The organism is Bradyrhizobium genomosp. I (2014) (assembly GCF_000261685.1).
GTDB lineage: Bacteria > Pseudomonadota > Alphaproteobacteria > Rhizobiales > Xanthobacteraceae > Bradyrhizobium.
The window spans coordinates 1-19,362 of record NZ_AJQE01000261.1 but is presented as its reverse complement, the minus strand read 5'-3'; the positions used below and the strand labels follow the sequence as shown (position 1 = coordinate 19,362).

Genomic DNA, 19,362 nt, shown 5'->3' with positions numbered 1-19,362 from the left:
CTGGTCTGGCCGCCGGTCTCGCCATAGGCCTCGTTGTCGAGCACTGCGATCGAGAGGTTGGCCGGTTTCTGCAGGCCGATGGTGGCGAGGCTGCCCATGCCCATCAGCATCTCGCCGTCGCCGGTGATGACCAGCACCGGCAGCTTCGGCTGCGCCAGCGCGAGGCCCAGCCCGATCATCGCGGCACCGCCCATGCCACCCCAGAGGTAGAAGTTGCGCGCATGGTCGCCGGCCGCGCACATGTCGTTGGTGGAGGCACCCAGGCCACCGATCGCAACCACGTCCTTGCGGTCCGCAAGCAGCGTGGACACCACCTGGCGTCGGTCGAGGAGATTGGCCTTGCTCATTTGGTGAAAACCTTGGCGCCGATCAGGCGCTGCGACAGAAGGACGGCGGTGGGGGTGAGCGCGTTGTAGGCCTGCGCCGCGGCTGCCTCGAGCACCGCCGGCACCTCGGCCGCGTTCGAGGCGCGCAGCACCTTGACGCCGGAGAGCTCGAACACGCCCTGTGTGGTCGATCCCATCGGCACCTGCCACGGATTGAACTCGCCCCATTCGCCGCGCATGGTCACGAGCGTGAGGAACGGAAAGCGCAGGATCGGGATCAGCGACAGCATGTTGATGCAGTTGCCGACGCCGCTCGATTGCATCAGCAGCACGCCGCGCTGCCCGCCCGTCCAGGCGCCGGCGAGAAGCGCAACGCCCTCCTCCTCCGTCGTCAGCGGAATGCCACGCATGGTGGAGGAGTCCAGCACGCGCTGGATCAGCCTGGAATGCCCGGCGTCAGGCACATACGGCACCTGCCGGACGTCGAAGCGCTGCAATGTCGCAAAAATATCGTCGGGCCAGTTCGGGGCCGTGTCGGGAGCGTCAGCGCGCGCGTGCATTTTCCTGTCCGGTCGGCTAGCAAGGTGCAACGACTGTAGACGCATGCACGCGCCGACCAGAACAACAAAAACGGCATAACGGCTTTAACCGGCGAGTATAACGGGATGAACGCAGATGCGAAGGCGCTGGCGGCAAGCTTCGACCTCGAGAAGCTGACGCCGGAGTTCCATGACAACCCCTACCCGACTTATCGTGCATTGCGGGAGAACGAGCCGGTCAAGCGCCTGCCGAACGGCACCGTGTTCCTGACCCGCTATGACGACCTCGTCGCCACCTACAAGAACACAAAATCGTTCAGCTCGGACAAGAAGCGCGAGTTCGCGCCGAAATACGGCGACACCCCGCTCTACGAGCATCACACCACGAGCCTCGTCTTCAACGATCCACCCTCACACACCCGCGTGCGCCGCCTGATCATGGGCGCGCTGTCGCCGCGCGCGATCGCCGGGATGGAAGGCGATCTCGTCAAGCTTGTCGACGGCCTGCTCGATGCCATCGCGGCCAAGGGGGCTTGCGAGCTGATCGAGGACTTTGCCGCTTCCATTCCCATCGAAGTCATCGGCAATCTGCTCGACGTCCCCCACGACGAACGTGGACCGCTGCGCGACTGGTCGCTGGCGATCCTCGGCGCCCTCGAACCCGTGGTATCGTCCGAAGCGGCGGCGCGCGGCAACAGGGCGGTGACGAACTTCCTCGCTTATCTCGAAACGCTGGTCGCGCGCCGGCGCGCGAAGCCCGGCAATCCCGAGCGCGACGTGCTGACGCGCCTCATCCAGGGAGAAGGTAGCGGCGGGGAGAACGGCGAGCGGCTGACCGAGAAGGAGCTGCTGCACAATTGCATCTTCCTGCTCAATGCGGGCCACGAGACCACGACCAACCTGATCGGCAACGGCCTCGTCGCGTTGGACCGTCATCCCGACCAGAAGCAGCGCCTGATCGACAACCCCGAGCTCATCAAGACCGCGGTCGAGGAGATGCTGCGCTACGAGAGTTCCAACCAGCTCGGCAACCGCATGACCACTGAACGGGTCGAGCTCGGCGGCGTCATGCTCGATGCCGGCACGTCGGTGACGCTGTGCATTGGTGCGGCCAACCGCGACCCCGCGCAGTTTCCGGACCCGGAACGCTTCGACATCGCGCGCACGCCGAACCGGCATCTCGCCTTCGCCACCGGCGCACATCAATGCGCCGGCATGGCGCTGGCGCGGCTGGAAGGGGCGATTGCGATCTCACGCTTCCTGGCGCGCTTCCCAAACTACAGCGTGAGCGGCCAGCCGGTGCGGGGCGGACGGGTCCGGTTTCGCGGCTTCTTGAGCGTGCCCTGCGCGATCGGGTGAGGGCCAACAAAAAGTGCGAAAACAACCCCATGCACAGTAGCGGGTGAGCCGGCGAACGGTGCCGCGTGGCCCCGTAGAACTATCTGACATTCCAGGTAAATCAGGCCGTGTGACGCGATCGGGCGCATGAAGGCTTCCGAGTGCCCAAACTGATACCCACATCAATTGGAGCGCGGCCCATGCAGTCGTCGACGCCCCGGCGCGCGCAGCAATGGAGTGGCGACAGATGAGCTCGTCGGTCATTGATTTCATCGCAACAGAAGCACGCTTTGGCGCCCAGAATTACGAGCCGATCGGGGTCGTCCTGTCGCGCGGCGAAGGTGTCTGGGTCTGGGATACCGAAGGCAACCGTTATCTCGATTGCCTCTCGGCCTATTCGGCGGTCAGCCAGGGCCACTGCCACCCCAAGATCCTGGCGGCGATGGTCGAACAGGCGCACAGGCTGACGCTCACCTCGCGGGCCTTCCACAACGACCAACTCGCCCCGTTCTACGAAGAGATCGCGGCGCTCACCGGCTCCCACAAGGTGCTGCCGATGAACAGCGGCGCCGAGGCGGTCGAAAGCGCGATCAAGTCGGTGCGCAAATGGGGCTATGAGGTCAAGGGCGTGCCGGACGGCCAGGCCGAGATCATCGTCTGCGCCAACAACTTCCACGGACGCACGCTGGGCATCGTCGGCTTTTCAACCGATCCCGAGACGCGCACACATTTCGGGCCGTTCGCGCCAGGCTTCAAGATCATCCCGTTCGGCGACGCCGCGGCGCTGGAAGACGCAATCACGCCAAACACCGTCGCCTTCCTGGTCGAGCCGATCCAGGGCGAAGCCGGTGTCATCATTCCTCCGGCCGGCTATTTCACTGAGGTACGCAAGCTCTGCACCGCCAACAACGTGATGCTGGTGCTCGACGAGATCCAGACCGGACTGGGCCGCACCGGCAAGCTGCTCGCCGAACAGCACGAGGGCATAGAGGCGGACGTGACGCTGCTCGGCAAGGCCCTGTCCGGCGGCTTCTATCCGGTGTCGGCCGTGCTCTCGAACAACGACGTGCTCGGGACGTTGAGACCCGGCCAGCATGGTTCGACCTTCGGCGGCAACCCGCTTGCCTGTGCGGTAGCGCGCGCGGCGATGCGCGTGCTGGTCGAGGAAGGCATGATCGAGAACGCGGCGAGGCAAGGCGCGCGCTTTCTGGAAGGCCTGAAAGACATCCGCGCCAACACGATCCGCGAGGTGCGCGGCCGCGGCCTGATGCTGGCGGTCGAGCTGCATCCGGAGGCCGGCCGCGCCCGCAGGTACTGCGAGGCGCTCCAGGCCAAGGGCATCCTCGCCAAGGATACCCATGAGCAAACGATCCGGATCGCTCCGCCGCTGGTGATCACAGGCGACCAGGTCGACTGGGCGCTGGAGCGGCTCGCCGTCACCCTGACGCAGGACTTCTCCTGAGACTGCCCTGCGTCCGAAGATCGCACACCCGCCGCCGCCAGCAACGAACGATTCCGCAACCTGCGCGTTGAAACGTTGTGGGCGATTATGAGCTGGGAGCTAAGATCATGCTTCCGCGTGGCGTTTGCCTTACCTCTGTTCTAGTTGGTGTCTCGATGCTGGCGGCGAGCGTCGGCGCGTTCGGCCAGGGACATGGAAGGGGCGGGCCACCGGGTCAAGCCGCAGCGCCGGCAGCACGGCCAGCGGCACCACCGGCCATGGCCCGTCCAACAGCGCCGCCCGCCATGGCGCGTCCCGCTGCGCCGGCATTCCATCCGCCGGCCATGCCGCAGCGGCCGGCCATGGCGCCACATCCGGCGCCGCATATTGCCTCGCCGCCACCGCGTCCGACCCAGCATTTCGCTGCGCCACCGCGGGCCGCCCCGCACGTGGCGGCGCCACGGCCGGAATTCCATCGGGCGCCGGCAGCGCCGCAACGACCGGCCATGGCACCGCGGCCGACGCCGCACATCGCCGCCCCCTCGGCCGCCCCCTCGCGGCCCAGCGTACCGCCCGCCGCGAGCGAGCGGATGTCGCGGCGGGATCAGATCGAGCAGCGCGCGCAACAACGACAGCAGCAGATCCAGCAGCGCCAGCAGATCGTGCAGCAGCGGCAGCGTGAGATGCTGTCGCGCCAGACGACAGAGCGTCAGACCCGCATCGAACGCCTCCAGCAGCGCGTGCAGCAATTGCAGTCGCAAAAGCCGGAAGGTGCGCGGGCACAACGCCTGCAGCAACGGATGCTCCAGACCCAGAACCGCTTGCTTGGCCGTGAGCAGCGAGCGCAGCAGAGTGACCTCGCGCGCCAGCAGCGGCTTGGCCTCCAGGCTCCGGCCGCGCGCGCCCCGACTGCCACGGCCGTCGCACAGGGTTCCGAGCGCGGGCGGTTTGCAGCGCGCTTCCGCGAGCAAACCACTCCGCAGACCCAGGCGGCCCTCGTCGCCCGCCAAAGCGGCTGGGCACCCCGGCAGGCCTGGCGGCACCGTCATCCCGCGGTGTTCGTGGCGTGGCTTGGGCCGGTGTTCTGGCCATACGCTTACTCCGACATTTTTGACTACACGTTCTGGTCCTATGCCTACGAGCCCGGCTATTGGGCGTACGCGTATGACGACTTCGTCGACACCGTGTTCTGGGGCGGTGACAGCCCGTATTCCGCCTTTGCCAGCACCAACCCATATGATTATCCACAAGCCGGCGGCGGCCGCGCACGTCCGCGCACCAGCGTGAGCCCGCAGACGCTACGGCAATTGTGCGGCACACCGGACAAGGGCGTCACCGCCTGGCCACTGGCCGATATCGCGCGAGCCGTGCAGCCGACGGCGGAGCAACGCGCGCTGCTCGACGAATTGAAGACCGCGGCGGCCAAGGCTGCCGATGTCTTCAAGGATTCCTGTGCGGAGACCTATGCACTGACGCCGCCTGGCCGCCTGCGCGCGATGATGAATCGCGTCAGTGCGACGCTGGAGGCCGTCAGGATCGTGCGACCGGCACTGGAGACTTTCTACAGCTCGCTCAGCGACGAACAGCAGGCTCGCTTCAACGCGCTCGGCCCCAATGTCGGCGACCGCTCGTCCCAGCAGCAGGAAGCGAGTAGCGAGAGCTGCGGTGATCCCAAGTCCGGCCTGACCCAGTTGCCGATCCAGAGGATCGAGGCGGTGCTCCACCCCGCGGGCAAGCAGAAGGAGGCGCTCGACCGTCTCAGCGAAGCGACGGCGAAGGGCGTTCAGGACCTGCAGGCGGCCTGCCCGAATGATGTGCCGCTGACGCCGGTCGGACGGCTGGAGGCGATGCAGCACCGGCTCGAGGCCATGCTGACGGCCGCCAAGCTGGTCGAACCTGCGCTGGACGAGTTCTACGCCACGCTGAGCAGCGAGCAGAAGGCCCGCTTCAACACGTTGCAACAGGTCGCAAGCCCGTGAGGGCAGCGCACGCGTGACCTAAACCACCGCCTTGTGCCGCGCAATGCAGGTGCGCAGCACCTCGTCCATCGGCCTACCCCACCAATCGTTGGAGAAGATCTCGATCTCGGAATAGCCGGCAAAGCCCTGCGCTTCCACCGCTTGACGCACCGATTTGATGTCGATGACGCCGTCGCCCATCATGCCGCGATCGTTGAGGATGTCTTTCGTCGGCACCAGCCAGTCGCAGACGTGGAAGGCGAGCAGCCGGTCCCTGCCGGCGCGCGCGATCTGGCCCATCAGCTCCGGGTCCCACCAGACGTGATAGACGTCGAGCGCAACGCCGAGCATGCCGCTGCGGCCGGAGTCGAGCCGGTCGCAGATATCGAGCGCCTGTTTCGTGGTGTTCACGCAGGCGCGGTCGGCGGCGTAGGCCGGATGCAACGGCTCGATCGCCAGCGGCAGCTTTGCCTGCCTCGCATAGTCGAGCATCTCGGCGAGAGCTTCCTCGACCTGGCCGCGCGCTGCCACGAGATCCTTCGAGGCCTCGCTGCCCGGCCGCGAATATTGCGGCAGGCCGCCGACGACGAGGACGATGCAGGGCGCGCCCAGCGCCTTGGCTTCGTCGACGCAGCGCCTGTTGTCGTCACGCACCTCGCCCCGGCGCGAGGCGTCCGAGGTGAACATGCCGCCGCGGCAATAGCCCGACAGTTCGAGGCCGGCATCGCGCACAACACGCACGGCGCGATCGAGGCCGACGGCGGCGACCTGGTCACGCCACGGATCGATGGCGCGGATGCCGTGCTTCGCACAGGCGTCGATGATCTCGATGAGGTCACCCTGCTTGCGGACTGTCGCGGTGTTGAGCGACAGCCAGCGATGGTCGGACGAGAAATCGCGCATCAGGACTCCAGCCCATGCGAGGCCAGCACGGTCTTCATGCGACGTGTCGCCAGTTCCGGATTGGCGAGCAGGCCGGCCTGATCGGCGAGACGGAACAACTCGGCCAGATGCAGCATCGAACGCGCGCTCTCCTGCCCCCCGACCATGGTGAAATGATCCTGGTGGCCGTTGAGGTAGGCCATGAAGACGACGCCGGTCTTGTAGAACCGCGTCGGCGCCCTGAAGATGTGGCGCGACAACGGCACCGTCGGCCCCAGCACGTCGTGGAAGCCGGCTTCGTCACCGGCCGCAAGCCGCGACAGCGCGTAGGACGCCGCCGGCGCGATCGCGTCGAAAATGCCGAGCAGCGCATGCGAAAAGCCCTGTTCGTCGCCGGCGATCAGCTCCGCGTAATTGAAGTCGTCGCCGGTATACATCTTGATGCGCCTGTCCAGGCGCCGGCGCATATCGATCTCGCGCTGCTTATCGAGCAGCGAGACCTTGACGCCGTCGACCTTGGCGGCGTTGTCGTTGATGATGGCGACGGCCGTATCCATGGCCTTGTCGAGATCCTTCGTGCCCCAATAGCCCGTCAGCGCCGGATCGAACATGTCGCCGAGCCAGTGGATGATCACGGGTTCGCGGACCTGCGACAGTACGCGGCCATAGACTTTCGCGTAATCGTCGGCGCTGCGGCCGAGCTTGGCCAGCGCGCGCGATGCCATCAGGATGATGCGGCCGCCGACCTTCTCGACGGCCGAGATCTGCTCCTCGTAAGCACGGATCACGTCATCGAGGCTCTTGGCATCCTCGACTGCAAGATGGTCCGTACCCGCGCCGGAGAACACCAGCGCGTTGCGGCGCTTCGCGGCGGCGACCGAACGCGTGATCAGCTCCAGCGAGGTCGGCCAGTCCAGGCCCATGCCGCGCTGCGCGGTGTCCATCGCTTCGGCAACGCCGAGGCCGAGGTCCCACACGTGCTCGCGGAAGGCGATGGTCTTGTCCCAGTCGACGGCGACAGACAGCCAGGGATCATTGTCCGCGAAGGGATCGGCCACGGTGTGCACGGCCGAGAAGGCAATGCGGTTCAGCGGTCCCCCGAGCTTTGCGGGGAACGTGCGCGAGGCAGCTAACCGATAGGTCTCGATCGAGCGATCGGCCTTGGGCAGCTTGAGCGACAACGACGACATGGAAGGAGACTGGGGCGGGACGGGCTTGTTCATGATTTCGAACCTCTCTCCGTCATTGCGAGCGAAGCGAAGCAATCCAGAATGTCTCCGCGGCAACGGTCTGGATTGCTTCGTCGCTTCGCTCCTCGCAATGACGGCTTAGTAGACATCGGGGCTATATCCAATCGACCTCAGACCTTGATCGGGGCGACGTCGATCCAGCGCCGCTCCTTCCAGCTCTTCAGCGCGCATTCGGCAAGCTGCACGCCCTTGGCGCCCTCGAGCAGCGTGAACTTGTAGGGCGCATCCTCGTAGACGTGGCGGATGAACATCTCCCACTGCTCTTTGAAGCCGTTGTCGTAGGTGACGTTGTCGGGCAGCTTCTGCCAGTCGCCGTAGAAATCGTGCAGCCGCTTCTCGTCGGGATTCCAGACCGGCCGAGGCGTGGCCTGCCGCGCCTGGATCATGCAGTCGGTGAGCCCGGCGACCGCCGAGCCGAGCGTGCCGTCGACCTGGAAGGTGACGAGGTCGTCGCGATAGACACGCGTGACCCAGGACATGTTGATGTGGGCGATGATGCCGCCCTCGAGCTGGAACGTCGCGTAGGCGGAATCATCGGCGGTCGCCTTGTACTTTTTGCCCTGCTCGTCGTAACGCTCTGGAATGTCGGTGTTGCCGATGCAGCTCACGCTCTGGACGTTGCCGAAGAGGTTGTCGAGCACGTAGCGCCAGTGGCAGACCATGTCCAAAATGATGCCACCGCCGTCCTCGTCGCGGTAGTTCCAGGACGGCCGCTGCGCTTCCTGCCAGCCGCCTTCGAACACCCAGTAGCCGAACTCGCCGCGCACCGAGAGGATGCGGCCGAAGAAACCGGAGTCGCGCAGGAAGGCGATCTTCTTCAGGCCAGGCAGGAACAGCTTGTCCTGCACCGTGCCGTGCTTGACGCCCTTGGCGTTGGCGAGCTTCACGACCTCGACGGCTTCCTCGAAATTCGTCGCGATCGGCTTCTCGCAATAGACATGCTTGCCGGCGTTGATGGCCTGGGTGAGCAGACCGGGGCGCGCCTGCGTGGTTGCGGCGTCGAAGAACATGGTGTCGTTCTTGTCGTCGAGCGCGGCGTCGAGGTCGGTGGTCCAGCGCGCGATGTTGTAGCGCCTGGCGAGCGCCTCGACCTTCTCGGCACTGCGGCCGACCAGGATCGGATCGGGCATGACGCGGTCGCCGTTTTTGAGCCGGACGCCGCCCTGGTCGCGGATCGCGACGATCGAGCGGATCAGATGCTGGTTGAGCCCCATGCGGCCGGTGATGCCGTTCATGATGAGGCCGAGGCGTTGGGTGGTCATGCCGATTGCTCCTGAACTGAATTTGGCCGTTCGAGCGGGCGGAGCGCCGACCAGTCCGGATGGACCGACGAGGCGAAGCCCGCTGTGTTGAGCGATCCCGTCAGGAGATCGCCGTCATGAATGGAAAGCCGGATGCCCTGCCCGGTGTCCGTGTAGAGATCGGGATGCGCAGCCGCGAAGGCCTGCGCTTCGGCGGCCGGCGCTGCGCCGAAACCGTCGACATAATGGTGGCCGTTGCGTTCGGCATGGGTGATGCCGAGGAAGGCACCGAGCGCGAGGTCCTGCTGCACGGCGAGGCCCGCCTGGCAGGTGAGGTCTTCACCGGTCACGAAGAACCGCGCGCCACCTGCGCTCCATTTGGCCGCGCGTGTCGCGTTGACGATGGATTTGTAGAGACCCTTGCAGGATTTTGACGAGATGCCGGAATAGCCGAGCGCACGCGCCGCAGGGAAAGCGTCGTAGGAATCGTCGGCCTCGTCGATGATGAATCCGCGCGCGGCGAGCGAACCCAGCGGCGATTGCCGTGTAATGTCGCGCGGCATGGGCTGTTCGACATACAGCAGGCGCGATGCGATCGGGTGCAAGGCGGCATCGCGATCGAGCCGGTCCATCAGCGCATGCAGCGCGCTCAGGTCAGCGTACTGCTCGTTGGCGTCCAGCGTCGCTCTAGTGTCACGCCCAAGCGTGTCGAGCTCCTTACCGATCCTCGCCAGCCGCGCCGCATCGGCTACGGGATCGCCCGACAGCTTCAGCTTGAAATAGCTTGCACCAGCGTTCTCACGGGCATCGGCTACACCGCCCTCGCCTTCAACAGTGTCGTCGAGGCCGACCGTATGCCTGATCGCAACACGCTGCCGCGGCACCCGGCCGGACAGAAACGTTCCGATGTCGCTGTCGCCGAGGTCAGGAGAAAGCCGCGCATCGATGCCGGCGACGTTTGCGGCCATGCCCTCGAAGAAACTGGTTTCGACGGCGCGCAAAAGCGCATCGAGGATCGCCTTGTCGATCTCCGCGGGACCATAGGCGGCGGCCAGCGCCGGAATGTTCTTTGTCGCACACGTCGCCACCTGCGCGCCGATGCACGAGGCGTGGAGATCGAACGCGGTCAAAAATCCGGTCCGTGCCAGATAAAACCCGCGCGCGATCTCCAGCGATTGTCTCAGCCCATCCACCGTCTGCGCCGGCGACAGCTCCGGCCGCTTGTCGAACCATTTCGGCACCAGCAGCTCGGCGCTGGCGCCGACCGCAACACCCCGGCCTTCCACCTCGATCTCGACCCGCACGAACAGCTGCGGCGTTGCATTGATGGTGATTGCGCCAAAGCGGAACGGCCGCGCGAACTGCACGGGACGTTCGAAGAAGGCGATGTCTCGCAGCTTCAGGCGCACGGACATGGTCCTATGAAGGTCGTCATGCCCGGGCTTGTCCCGGGCATCCACGTTCTTTGTCGCGCGGAGTAAGCCGTGGATGGCCGGGTCAAGCCCGGCCATGACGCTCTGAAAGTTCGAGCTGCTCCCATCGCCCTAATCCAATGCGCCTTGCGAGAAGAAGTGCTTGCGGATGCGCTGCACGAGCTCGGTGAAGACGGGGTCGGCCATTACGTCGAGCGAGCGCGGGCGCGGCAGCGGCACGTCGTAGATCGCGGCGACCGCGCCGGGCCGCTCGGTCATGACCAGGACGCGATCGGCGAGGAACACGGCCTCGGGGATCGAGTGCGTGATCAGCAGCACCGTCTTCCTGGTCTCGCGCTGGATCCGCATCAATTCGACATTCATGCGCTCGCGCGTCAGCGCGTCGAGCGCGCCGAACGGCTCGTCCATCAGCATGATCCTGGGATCGTGCACCAGCGCGCGGCAGATCGAGGCGCGCTGCTGCATTCCGCCGGAGAGCTGCCAGGGCAGCTTCTTCTCGAAGCCTTCGAGGCCGACCAGCTTCAACAGCGACTTGGCGCGGTCGAGATATTCCTGCCGCGGCAGCCGCTTCATGTCGATCGGCAGCATCACGTTGTTGAGGATGTTGCGCCAGGGCAGGAGCAGCGCGTTCTGGAACACGATGCCGACATTGCCGTGCGGCGTCGTCACCTTCTCGCCCTCGACCAGAATTTCGCCCGTGGTCGGCGGCAGCAGACCCGAGATCAGCTTGAGCAGCGTGGACTTGCCGCAGCCGCTTGGGCCGACCACGACGAAGAACTCGCCGTCATTGATGTGGAAGTCGAGCGGCCGAAGCGACGGCACATCGCCGTCGCGCGTCCGATATGTTTTCGACACGCCTGACAGCTTGATGCCCGACGCATCGCCCGCCCGGTCGTTCACCAGTCTCAGATGGGCGGCCGGCTGCACGGTGTCATTTGGCCTTGTTGCTGGATTCATTCAATTAAGCCCGTTCGACGATAAGAACCGTCATTCCGGGATGGTCCGAAGGACCAGACCCGGAATCTCGAGATTCCGGGTTCGCCCTTCGGGCGCCCCGGAATGACGGTGTTTGGCTCACGAGCCGCTCTTCGGCAGATAGTCGTTGCTGTAGAAGGCCTTCGGGTTGTCCTTGGCCTTGGCATCGAGCCCGCCATATTCGACCAGAAGATTGACGGTCTCGGTCATGTTCTGGTCGGTGACCTGGAATGGCCGCTTGGACTTGGTCTCCGCGGTGCGGTACAGCGGAATGGTCAGCTCGAAGCCCTGCGTCAGCGTGTCGATCTTGCCGCCCTTGGGGTTGGCATCGAGAATCGATTGCGCCGCAGCCTTCGGCTCCTTCTCGGCAGCTTCGACAGCCCTGGTCGTTGCCGACATGAAGCGGCGGACGAGATCGGCATTGGCCTTCACGTAGTCGGTGTTGGCGATGATGCCGGAGGAGACCATGTTGATGCCGTAGTCGGCGAACTTGATCGGGTAGACGTCCTTGCCGGTGGCGTCCTTGATCTTCATCGACTGGTCCATGACGTAACCGAGCAGGAGATCGGCCTGGCCATTGATGACGGCGTTGAGCTTGGTCTGGCCGTCGCCGGCAACGGTCTTGAAGTCGCTCTCCTTCAGGCCGGTCTTCTTCAGGAACAGCGGCCAGATCTGGGTCATGGAGTCGGCCGGCGTGATCGCGACGGTCTTGCCCTTGATGTCCTCGGGCTTCCTGATGTTCTTGTCGGCGAAGCCCATGGCGGACATCGGCGAGGTCTGCAGCAGCACGCCGGTCGCAACCACAGGCGCGCCCTTGATGGCGGCGCGCATCATGGTCGGGACGTCGACATAGCCGAAATCGGCGGTCTTGGCGGCGACGGCCTGCGTCGTTGCAGCCGAGCCGCGACCTTCCTGGATTTCGAGATCGATGCCTTCGGCGGCATAGATGCCCTTGGCCTTGCCGTAATAGAACGGCGCGTGCTCGCCATAGACGTACCAGTTCAGCATCAGCACGACCTTGTCGGCCGCCTGCGCGGGCATGGCTGCGAAGGTCATCAGCACCGCCGAAACAGCCCCTATCCACCGCTTCATCGTCACTCTCCCTTTGTCGTTGTTGCGTCGGCCGCTGGTGGCCGTTCGTTGCTACGTTGTTGTTTGAGCATGATCTTATCGGAAAACCGCTTCACACTTTTCCGGATCATGCTTTAAGAGGCGAAAATCACGTCTTCGCGCTGGCTGACATGCCAGGGAATGACCAGCTTCTCGATCCGGTCCACGACCCAGAACAGAATCACGCCGAGCAGCGCCAGGATCACGAGCGCCGCGAACATCGTCGGCAGGTCGAACGTGCCGATCGAGCGCTGCATCACGTAGCCGATGCCGGAATTGGAGCCGACGAACTCGCCGACGACGGCGCCGACCACGGCCAGCGTCACCGACACCTTGAGGCCCGAGAAGATCGCCGGCAGCGCATGCGGCAGGTTCACGGCGCGGAACACCTGCAAGCGGCTGCCCTGCATGGCGCGGGCGAGGTCGACCATGTCGGGATCGACCGACTTGAAGCCCTGCACCGCGGAGACCACCACGGGGAAGAAGCCGAGCAGGAACGCCGAAATGACCTTCGGAATGATGCCGAAGCCGAACCAGACCACGAACAGCGGCGCGATCGCGATCTTCGGCACCGATTGCGAGAACACCAGCAGCGGATAGACGTAGCTCTCCACCGTCCTCGAGCCCGCGATCAGCATCGCGACGGGAATGCCGAACAGCGCCGACAGCAGGAAGCCGCAGACAGTCGCATAGGTGGTCGGCCAGGACTGACGCAGCAGTTCGGGCCATTCGGTGCGGAGCACGGCGACGACGTCCAGCGGCGACGGGATCTGGTAGGCGGGGATCTTGAACAGCCGGATCGCCAGATCCCAGGCGACGACGATGAAGACCAGGAACAAGAACGGCCGAACCCAGGCCGCATTCAGCATCTTGGACACCGCACTCTGCGGCTTTGGCTCGGCCAATTTCCACTCCCGGCATTTTTTTCGTTGCCGGGAGAAATTAACCCGTTGGATAAATACTGTCCAGAGCTTTCGCTGTGACGTTTTGCGGCGGTTCCTTGGAGCTTTGGGAAGGGGACTATCGCCGCGGTGTCCCGGACGCGCTGCGACGCGAAGCGTTGCTGCGCCGAGCCGGGACCCAGCGGCCGCGTGCTCGGTAGTGATATGGGCCCCGGCTCTGCAGCACATCGCAAGAGCCCTGCGCTGCGTCCGGGGCACGAGATCGCCCCACCCTCGATGTCATTCGCCACGAAGGCGGGGAATCCAGTACGCCGCGGCCTCGCCATATCCCACCAGCGTCTCTGGAATGCCCGATTGCCCGCCTTCGCGGGCAATGACAGTGGAGATTGAGGAAAGCCACGTCTGCCCTGCGTGCGGACTCCGCCGGCTAGGCCGTCTGCACCACCGCGGCGCGCGACTTCGGCGCCTTGGCGATCTCGAACAGCGCGACCGATTGCCCGGTCAGCGCAGCCAGCACGAGGCCCACCATGTGCGCGAGACGCTCGTCCTTGGCCTTCTTGTCCAGGAGATCGCGGCCGAAGATCACGCTGAGCGTCGCCGAGTTCGAGAGATAGAAGAAGCTGAGCGCCGCGATCGAGATGTAGAGCTGCACCGGATCGACGGCGACCTGGAAATCGCCCGTCTCGACGCCGCGCCGCACCACGGTGCGGATCATCTCGACGAAAGGCGAGTGCATCGACTTGACCTTGGTCGAGCGCTTCAGGTGCTTTGCGCGCGCGAGGTTCTCGGTCTGGAGCAAAGACAGGAATTCGGGATTGCGCAGGAAATAATTCCAGGTGAACTCGATCAGGCGCCGGATGGCCTCGGGCGGATCGAGATGCTCGAGATCGAGCCCCCGCTCCTCGCTGCGGATCTTGTCATAGGCGCCTTCGAGCACCGCGAGGTAGAGGTCGTCCTTGTTGCCGACGTGGTAATAGAGCATGCGCTTGTTGGCGCCGGCCTTGGCCGCGATGCGGTCGACGCGCGCGCCGGCGAGACCATGGGCGGAAAACTCCTGCTTGGCGGCTTCGAGAATGCGCAGCCGCATCCCCTCGGGATCGCGCTGCCATTTCAGAGTTCGCTTTGCCTTCGCCAAACCGGGTGCTCGCTGGATGGTCTCAAGTCAGCGTGTAGCACGCGCACGGGTGTTTGAGAACGATCTCGTGCCCCGGACGCGGCGCACCGCTCCCGGCGATGCGAAGCATCGTCCGGTGCGGTGCGCCGCACAGCCGGGGGCCCATGTTGCCGATCGTCGTGCGGCCGCATGGGTCCCGGCTCTGCGCAGCATCGCCAAGGGCGTTGCAGCGCGTCCGGGACACGAGAGTGCATTACGCGGTCCCTACCCCGCCGGCTTCGGCGAGCGCTCCAGCAGCACCGTCTGGATGCCGCAGGTACCATCGCGCACCGTCATGATTCGCGTGCCCGGCTTGCGGCCGTTGCGGACTTCGCTGACGTCGAGGCCGCCAGCGATCAGGCGGGCGCGCGTGGCGTCGATGTCGGCGACGCGCCAGCTCAGACCCCAGAGCCGGTCATGCGCGGCATCGCCACCCGCCACCGGGCGGCGGACCACCTCGACGATGAGGTCGCCGCAGCGGAAGAACATCAGCTGGCCCCAGTCCTGGTGCGAGCGGTCCAGCGCCAGATCAAGCCCGAGCCGTGCACCGTAGAGTGCGGCGGCGCGCTCGGAATCCTCGGTGGTGATCACGACGTGGTCGAGCGCGTCGATCGGCGCGATGTCGGTCACGACCGACTTCGGACGCTCGTCGGCCAGTTCGAGGAAGAACATGCGCACGCCTCGCGTGAGCTCCGTGGCGGCACGCGTGCGCTTCCAGTGCAGCACGGCCTCGGTCACGGCATCGCTGCTTTCGACCTCCGCAACAGGGTCCGGCCTCAAGGCCACCCGCTCCAGCCGCCGGTGCATCTTGCCGATGTCTGCGACACGAAAGCACAGGCTGGCGAGCACGCCTTCCTGATCATCGAGCAGCGCGCGCATGCGGTCGGCGGTGACGCTGAAGCCGCTCGGCGCCATCAATTCGATCGTCATGTTGTCAAGCGTGAACAGCACCCGGTCAGCGCCCTCGCCGGAGTTCTGCCAGGCCGGCGCGCGGGCGAGCAGCGTCTGATATGCCGCCTTGGCCGCACCGATATCGCTCACCAGAGCGACGATGTGATCGAGGCCGGTGATCATCCTGCATCCTTTTGATCGACTTGGAACCCATGGACCGGCAGACGGCGTTCGTCCGGGCTTGGCATTGGCCCGACATGGTCGTATTCCGGCACCATGCTGACCTCAAGCGCTTCGGGCGGCAGTTTTGCGAATAATTTCAGCGTCCCTCCGGAGCGGAACCGGTGCTAGAGTAATCCCGCCGGCCGGGACCACAAGCGCATCACGGACAAGCAATGCAGGCTCTCTTCATCGGACAGACCTATATCGACGTCGTCTTCATCACCGACCACATGCCGACCGGCGACGAGAAGCACGTGGCCTCGGACTACGCAGTCTCCTTCGGCGGCAATGCGGTGACGGCGGCCTTCTGCTGCGCCAAGCTCGGCATCGTGCCGGATCTCATCGCCACCGCGGCCAATGACTGGCTGGGGCGCATGTTCCAGGACATGTGCGCGAAGTACGGCATCTCGCTGCATGGGCGCAAGGTCAACCAGTCCTCGCTCTCCTTCATCATGCCCAAGGACGGCAAGCGCGCCATCGTCCGCTGCCGCGACGACGAACACATCCACCCCTTTCCGATGCTCAACCTCGGCGGCTGCCGCGCGCTGCATGTCGACGGCCATCAGCCGGACGCAGCGATCCACTACGCCAAGGTCTGCCGCGAGGCCGGCATCCTGACCTCGCTCGACGGCGGCGGGCTGCGCACCAATACGCATGAGCTGCTCGAATTCATCGACGTCGCGATCGTCGCCGAACGGCTGTGCGAGCAGATGGACCTGACGCCGGAGAAGATGCTCGACTACCTCAAGGGCCGCGGCTGCAAGATCGGCGGCGTCACCATGGGCGAGAAGGGCCTGCTCTGGTACGACGAAACCGGAACGGTGCAGGTGATGCCGGCGATGCCGATCCCGCGCGAGCGCGTGATCGACACCAACGGCGCCGGCGACGTCTTCCACGGTGCTTATGTCTACTCCTATCTCGCCCATCCCGGCAAAAGCTGGCGCGAGCATTTTGATTTTGCCCGCGCCGCCTCGACCTTCAAGATCCAGCGCCTCGGCAACGAGGCCGGCTTGCCGACGCTCGTCGACATCGCCAAGGTCAGGCACGAGTTCGAGGTCAGGGTCTAGCAGTCGCAGAGGTCTCATATGGGACGCGTCTTCGTCGCCGGCAGCATCAACATGGATGTGGTGGCGACCGCCGATCGCCATCCCAAGGTCGGCGAGACCGTCGCCGGCCGCCAGGTGCTGTATTTTCCCGGCGGCAAAGGCGCGAACCAGGCGGTGGCCGCGGCCCGGCTCGGCGCGCGAACCACGCTGATCGGGCGGCTAGGGAAGGATTCATTCGGAGGCGAGCTGAAGGCCTTTCTCGGCGAACAGGGCATCGATCTCGGCTACGTCCAGGAGACGGCGGAGGCCCACACCGGCACGGCTATCATCACGGTGGCGGAGGCCGACAACACCATCGTCGTCATTCCCGGGGCGAACGGGCTGGTCGGCGCCGACGACGTCGACGTCGTGCCGCTGCTGGAGGGCGACGTCGCCGTCAGCCAGTTCGAGATTCCTCTGCCGGCCATCGCGGCGTTCTTTCGGCGCGGCCGCGCCGCCGGGGCCACGACGGTGCTCAACCCGGCACCGGCGCAGGCGATGTCCCGCGAACTGCTCACGCTCGTCGACATCCTCGTGCTGAACGAGACCGAGCTCGGCTTCCTCGCCGGCAGCGAGCTCTCCGAGAGTGACGAAGCGGCAAGGATCATCGACGTCGCGCGAAAGCTTCAGGCGCGCGAAGACCAGACCATCTGCGTCACGCTCGGCAAGCGCGGCGTGCTCGCGCTGGCGGGGCGCGAGCAGATTGCCGTGCCCGGCCGCTTGGTGAAGGCGCTCGACACCACAGGCGCCGGCGACTGCTTTGTCGGCGCGCTGGCCGCACAACTGGCCGACGATGTGCCCTTGCGCACCGCCCTCGCCTTCGCCAACGCCGCCGCCTCGATCAGCGTGCAGCGCATGGGCGCCGGGCCGTCGATGCCGACGGCGAAGGAAGTGGCGGCAGTGATGTAGACCACGGCGCTTTCTTCGCCTCTCCCCGCAAGCGGGGCGAGGGAGACGATCACGCCAGCGCGCTCTTGAGGTCAAAACTCTCGTCCGCGGCCTGCTCCGGCGTGATCGAGCGATCCATGGCCTGCAAGCGGCGGCCGAACATGTGGTCGCCGGCGCGGTTGATCGATTCGATGCCGAGCAGCTTGTCGCCCTTGTAGCAGAAGGCCGAGAATGCCTTCTTGGCGGGGTCTCCGCGCAGCACGACGCGGTCGTAGCCGGTGGTGAGCCCCGCGATCTGGAGCTTGTCGTCGCCCTGGTCGCTCCAGAACCAGGGATGACCGTCGTAAGGTTTGGGGACGCCAGTCAGCCGCGCCGCGAGGCAGCGGGCGTGATCGGTAGCGTTCTGCACCGATTCCAGCCGCAGCGAGCCGCCGAAGCGCGGGCTTGCGAACAGCGCACAATCGCCGATCGCGGAAATGTTCGGGTCAGCCGTCGCAAGATATTCGTCGACGATGATGCCGGCCGCGACCGGCAGCCCGGCCTCGGCCGCGAGCTCGATGTTCGGCAGCACGCCGACGCCGACCACGACGAGGTCCGCAGGCAGATGTCGGCCGTCGCTCAAGGAGACGCCGGTCACCTTGCCGTTCTCGGCCTCGATCGAGGTGGCCTGCACACCGAGATGGATGCGGATGCCGGCCTCGCGATGGCGCTCTTGAAAATACTCCGAGACCTCGGCCGTCACAGCGCGCGCCATCACGCGCGGGGCAAGCTCGAGCACGTCGACCTCGAGGCCCTTGATCCGGGCGGTGGAGGCGAATTCGAGGCCGATGAAGCCGGCGCCGATGATCACGGCGCGCTTCTTCGACGGCATGATCTGGCGCAGCGCCTCGCTGTCGTCGAGGATGCGCAAGTATCTCACGTCGGGCAGATTGGCATTGGGCAGGTCGAGCAGGCGGTTGCGCGCGCCGGTCGCCAGCACGAGGTGGCCGTAGGCCAGCGTCTCGCCGGATGCGAGATGCACCTTGCGCCCCGCGCGGTCAATCGAGGCCGCGCGGCCCGCGATCAGCTCGATCTTCTGGTCCTGGTAGAATTTTTCGGGGCGGAACATCAGGCTCTCAGGACCGGCGGAGCCCTTGATATAGGCCTTTGACAGCGGCGGCCGCTGATAGGGCAGATGCGCCTCGTCGTTGATCAGGCAGACGCGCTGCGAAAAGCCCGCCTGTCGTAGGGACGCCGCGACCTGATAGCCGCCATGGCCGGCACCGACGATGATCACCGGACCTTCGCTCATTGGACGGCCCATTTGCGGAAGACACGAGCGTGACCCATGCCGCCTCCTATCTCGCTGATTTTGATTGCTGACCTTACGAGGAGCCGGCGCTCGTGTCCGTCCCTTGGAAAAGGCGGGTCCATTTGAGCCTATCGTTCCGTCCAGTGCAAGGGCGCACCGCGGGGATTGTCTCCCCCGCGCTTCTGCGATTTAGTTGCGCGAACGACCTCATTGCCGGGGACATTCCAGATGCCAGCTCCAATCTCCCAGCCCGACGATCCCGCCTTGCTGCGAATCGACGGCCCGATCGCGACCATCACGCTCAACCGCCCTGCCGCGTTCAACTCGATCAACCTCGCCATCGCGCAGAAGCTCGAACAGCTCGCCGCTCATATCGAAGGCGACGACGCAATCCGAGTCGTGGTTCTCGAAGGCGAAGGCCGCGCCTTCTCTGCCGG

The 19,362-nt window shown here is 65.5% G+C and carries 18 protein-coding genes; 6 read left to right on the top strand and 12 right to left on the bottom strand.

Features of this window, described 5'->3' with window-relative positions; all coding sequences use genetic code 11:
* Window positions 1-347: thiamine pyrophosphate-dependent enzyme (locus IC50_RS24280; RefSeq protein WP_035710618.1), on the bottom strand; the 347-nt coding region annotated here is incomplete at its 3' end.
* On the bottom strand, window positions 344-886 hold the full coding sequence (locus IC50_RS24275; RefSeq protein WP_035710616.1) for a phosphonopyruvate decarboxylase: 543 nt from the start codon (window positions 884-886) through the stop codon (window positions 344-346). The genes IC50_RS24280 and IC50_RS24275, both read right to left, overlap by 4 nt.
* A 105-nt stretch (window positions 887-991) precedes the next feature.
* On the opposite strand from IC50_RS24275, the gene IC50_RS24270 reads away from it, so the two are divergent.
* From IC50_RS24270 to IC50_RS24260, 3 genes are all read left to right on the top strand, one after another.
* The gene (locus tag IC50_RS24270; RefSeq protein WP_035710613.1) at window positions 992-2,224 is read left to right on the top strand and encodes a cytochrome P450; all 1,233 of its coding nucleotides are present in this window, start codon (window positions 992-994) and stop codon (window positions 2,222-2,224) included.
* 226 nt (window positions 2,225-2,450) lie between these two features.
* The gene (gene rocD / locus IC50_RS24265; protein WP_035710611.1) at window positions 2,451-3,665 is read left to right on the top strand and encodes an ornithine--oxo-acid transaminase; all 1,215 of its coding nucleotides are present in this window, start codon (window positions 2,451-2,453) and stop codon (window positions 3,663-3,665) included.
* A 257-nt stretch (window positions 3,666-3,922) separates the two neighbouring features.
* Window positions 3,923-5,623 carry a Spy/CpxP family protein refolding chaperone gene (locus tag IC50_RS24260; protein WP_244429636.1) on the top strand — a complete coding sequence of 567 codons (1,701 nt, stop codon included), beginning with the start codon at window positions 3,923-3,925 and terminating at the stop codon, window positions 5,621-5,623.
* Window positions 5,624-5,641: 18 nt separating this feature from the next.
* Here the strand turns inward: IC50_RS24260 and IC50_RS24255 are convergent, their stop codons facing one another.
* From IC50_RS24255 to IC50_RS24215, 9 genes are all read right to left on the bottom strand, one after another.
* Entirely contained in the window at window positions 5,642-6,505 is an 864-nt protein-coding gene (locus IC50_RS24255) for a sugar phosphate isomerase/epimerase family protein (RefSeq protein WP_035710608.1), read from the bottom strand.
* Window positions 6,505-7,707, bottom strand: a complete 1,203-nt coding sequence (locus IC50_RS24250) for a dihydrodipicolinate synthase family protein (protein WP_035710624.1) — start codon at window positions 7,705-7,707, stop codon at window positions 6,505-6,507. Before IC50_RS24250 ends, IC50_RS24255 begins: the two co-directional genes overlap by 1 nt.
* A 137-nt stretch (window positions 7,708-7,844) precedes the next feature.
* A complete protein-coding gene (locus tag IC50_RS24245) occupies window positions 7,845-8,996 on the bottom strand; it encodes a Gfo/Idh/MocA family protein (RefSeq protein WP_035710605.1) in 1,152 nt (383 codons plus the stop codon).
* Window positions 8,993-10,390, bottom strand: a complete 1,398-nt coding sequence (locus tag IC50_RS24240) for a hypothetical protein (RefSeq protein WP_035710620.1) — start codon at window positions 10,388-10,390, stop codon at window positions 8,993-8,995. The genes IC50_RS24245 and IC50_RS24240 overlap by 4 nt, the downstream gene beginning before the upstream one ends.
* A gap of 129 nt (window positions 10,391-10,519) precedes the next feature.
* The gene (locus IC50_RS24235; protein WP_035710602.1) at window positions 10,520-11,365 is read right to left on the bottom strand and encodes an ABC transporter ATP-binding protein; all 846 of its coding nucleotides are present in this window, start codon (window positions 11,363-11,365) and stop codon (window positions 10,520-10,522) included.
* Between the two features lie 117 nt (window positions 11,366-11,482).
* The gene (locus tag IC50_RS24230; protein ID WP_035710600.1) at window positions 11,483-12,475 is read right to left on the bottom strand and encodes an ABC transporter substrate-binding protein; all 993 of its coding nucleotides are present in this window, start codon (window positions 12,473-12,475) and stop codon (window positions 11,483-11,485) included.
* A 113-nt stretch (window positions 12,476-12,588) separates the two neighbouring features.
* Window positions 12,589-13,398 (bottom strand): ABC transporter permease, encoded by an 810-nt coding sequence (locus IC50_RS24225; RefSeq protein ID WP_035710598.1) that lies wholly within the window; start codon window positions 13,396-13,398, stop codon window positions 12,589-12,591.
* Between the two features lie 424 nt (window positions 13,399-13,822).
* Window positions 13,823-14,530, bottom strand: a complete 708-nt coding sequence (locus IC50_RS24220; protein ID WP_193374149.1) for a TetR/AcrR family transcriptional regulator — start codon at window positions 14,528-14,530, stop codon at window positions 13,823-13,825.
* Window positions 14,531-14,773: 243 nt separating this feature from the next.
* Window positions 14,774-15,622 (bottom strand): VOC family protein, encoded by an 849-nt coding sequence (locus IC50_RS24215; RefSeq protein ID WP_035710595.1) that lies wholly within the window; start codon window positions 15,620-15,622, stop codon window positions 14,774-14,776.
* A 212-nt stretch (window positions 15,623-15,834) separates the two neighbouring features.
* Here IC50_RS24215 and IC50_RS24210 point away from each other — a divergent pair, with 212 nt between their 5' ends.
* Complete coding sequence (locus IC50_RS24210) at window positions 15,835-16,728, top strand: sugar kinase (RefSeq protein ID WP_035710593.1); 894 nt, start codon at window positions 15,835-15,837, stop codon at window positions 16,726-16,728.
* An 18-nt stretch (window positions 16,729-16,746) separates the two neighbouring features.
* On the top strand, window positions 16,747-17,655 hold the full coding sequence (gene rbsK, locus IC50_RS24205) for a ribokinase (RefSeq protein WP_035710590.1): 909 nt from the start codon (window positions 16,747-16,749) through the stop codon (window positions 17,653-17,655).
* Between the two features lie 49 nt (window positions 17,656-17,704).
* On the opposite strand, the gene IC50_RS24200 is transcribed toward rbsK, so the two are convergent.
* A complete protein-coding gene (locus IC50_RS24200) occupies window positions 17,705-18,925 on the bottom strand; it encodes an NAD(P)/FAD-dependent oxidoreductase (RefSeq protein ID WP_035710586.1) in 1,221 nt (406 codons plus the stop codon).
* A gap of 228 nt (window positions 18,926-19,153) precedes the next feature.
* Between IC50_RS24200 and IC50_RS24195 the strand changes: the two genes are divergently transcribed.
* Window positions 19,154-19,362 (top strand): enoyl-CoA hydratase/isomerase family protein (locus tag IC50_RS24195; RefSeq protein WP_035710584.1); only part of this gene is annotated, 209 nt, incomplete at its 3' end.

Excerpts from the sequence above, each read along its gene's own strand:
- IC50_RS24275 (WP_035710616.1), bottom strand. The coding sequence starts at position 886 with ATGCACGCGCGCGCTGACGCTCCCGACACGGCCCCGAACTGGCCCGAC.
- IC50_RS24270 (WP_035710613.1), top strand. The coding sequence starts at position 992 with ATGAACGCAGATGCGAAGGCGCTGGCGGCAAGCTTCGACCTCGAGAAG.
- rocD (WP_035710611.1), top strand. The coding sequence starts at position 2,451 with ATGAGCTCGTCGGTCATTGATTTCATCGCAACAGAAGCACGCTTTGGC.
- IC50_RS24260 (WP_244429636.1), top strand. The coding sequence starts at position 3,923 with ATGGCCCGTCCAACAGCGCCGCCCGCCATGGCGCGTCCCGCTGCGCCG.
- IC50_RS24255 (WP_035710608.1), bottom strand. The coding sequence starts at position 6,505 with ATGCGCGATTTCTCGTCCGACCATCGCTGGCTGTCGCTCAACACCGCG.
- IC50_RS24250 (WP_035710624.1), bottom strand. The coding sequence starts at position 7,707 with ATGAACAAGCCCGTCCCGCCCCAGTCTCCTTCCATGTCGTCGTTGTCG.
- IC50_RS24245 (WP_035710605.1), bottom strand. The coding sequence starts at position 8,996 with ATGACCACCCAACGCCTCGGCCTCATCATGAACGGCATCACCGGCCGC.
- IC50_RS24240 (WP_035710620.1), bottom strand. The coding sequence starts at position 10,390 with ATGTCCGTGCGCCTGAAGCTGCGAGACATCGCCTTCTTCGAACGTCCC.
- IC50_RS24235 (WP_035710602.1), bottom strand. The coding sequence starts at position 11,365 with ATGAATCCAGCAACAAGGCCAAATGACACCGTGCAGCCGGCCGCCCAT.
- IC50_RS24230 (WP_035710600.1), bottom strand. The coding sequence starts at position 12,475 with ATGAAGCGGTGGATAGGGGCTGTTTCGGCGGTGCTGATGACCTTCGCA.
- IC50_RS24215 (WP_035710595.1), bottom strand. The coding sequence starts at position 15,622 with ATGATCACCGGCCTCGATCACATCGTCGCTCTGGTGAGCGATATCGGT.
- IC50_RS24210 (WP_035710593.1), top strand. The coding sequence starts at position 15,835 with ATGCAGGCTCTCTTCATCGGACAGACCTATATCGACGTCGTCTTCATC.
- rbsK (WP_035710590.1), top strand. The coding sequence starts at position 16,747 with ATGGGACGCGTCTTCGTCGCCGGCAGCATCAACATGGATGTGGTGGCG.
- IC50_RS24200 (WP_035710586.1), bottom strand. The coding sequence starts at position 18,925 with ATGAGCGAAGGTCCGGTGATCATCGTCGGTGCCGGCCATGGCGGCTAT.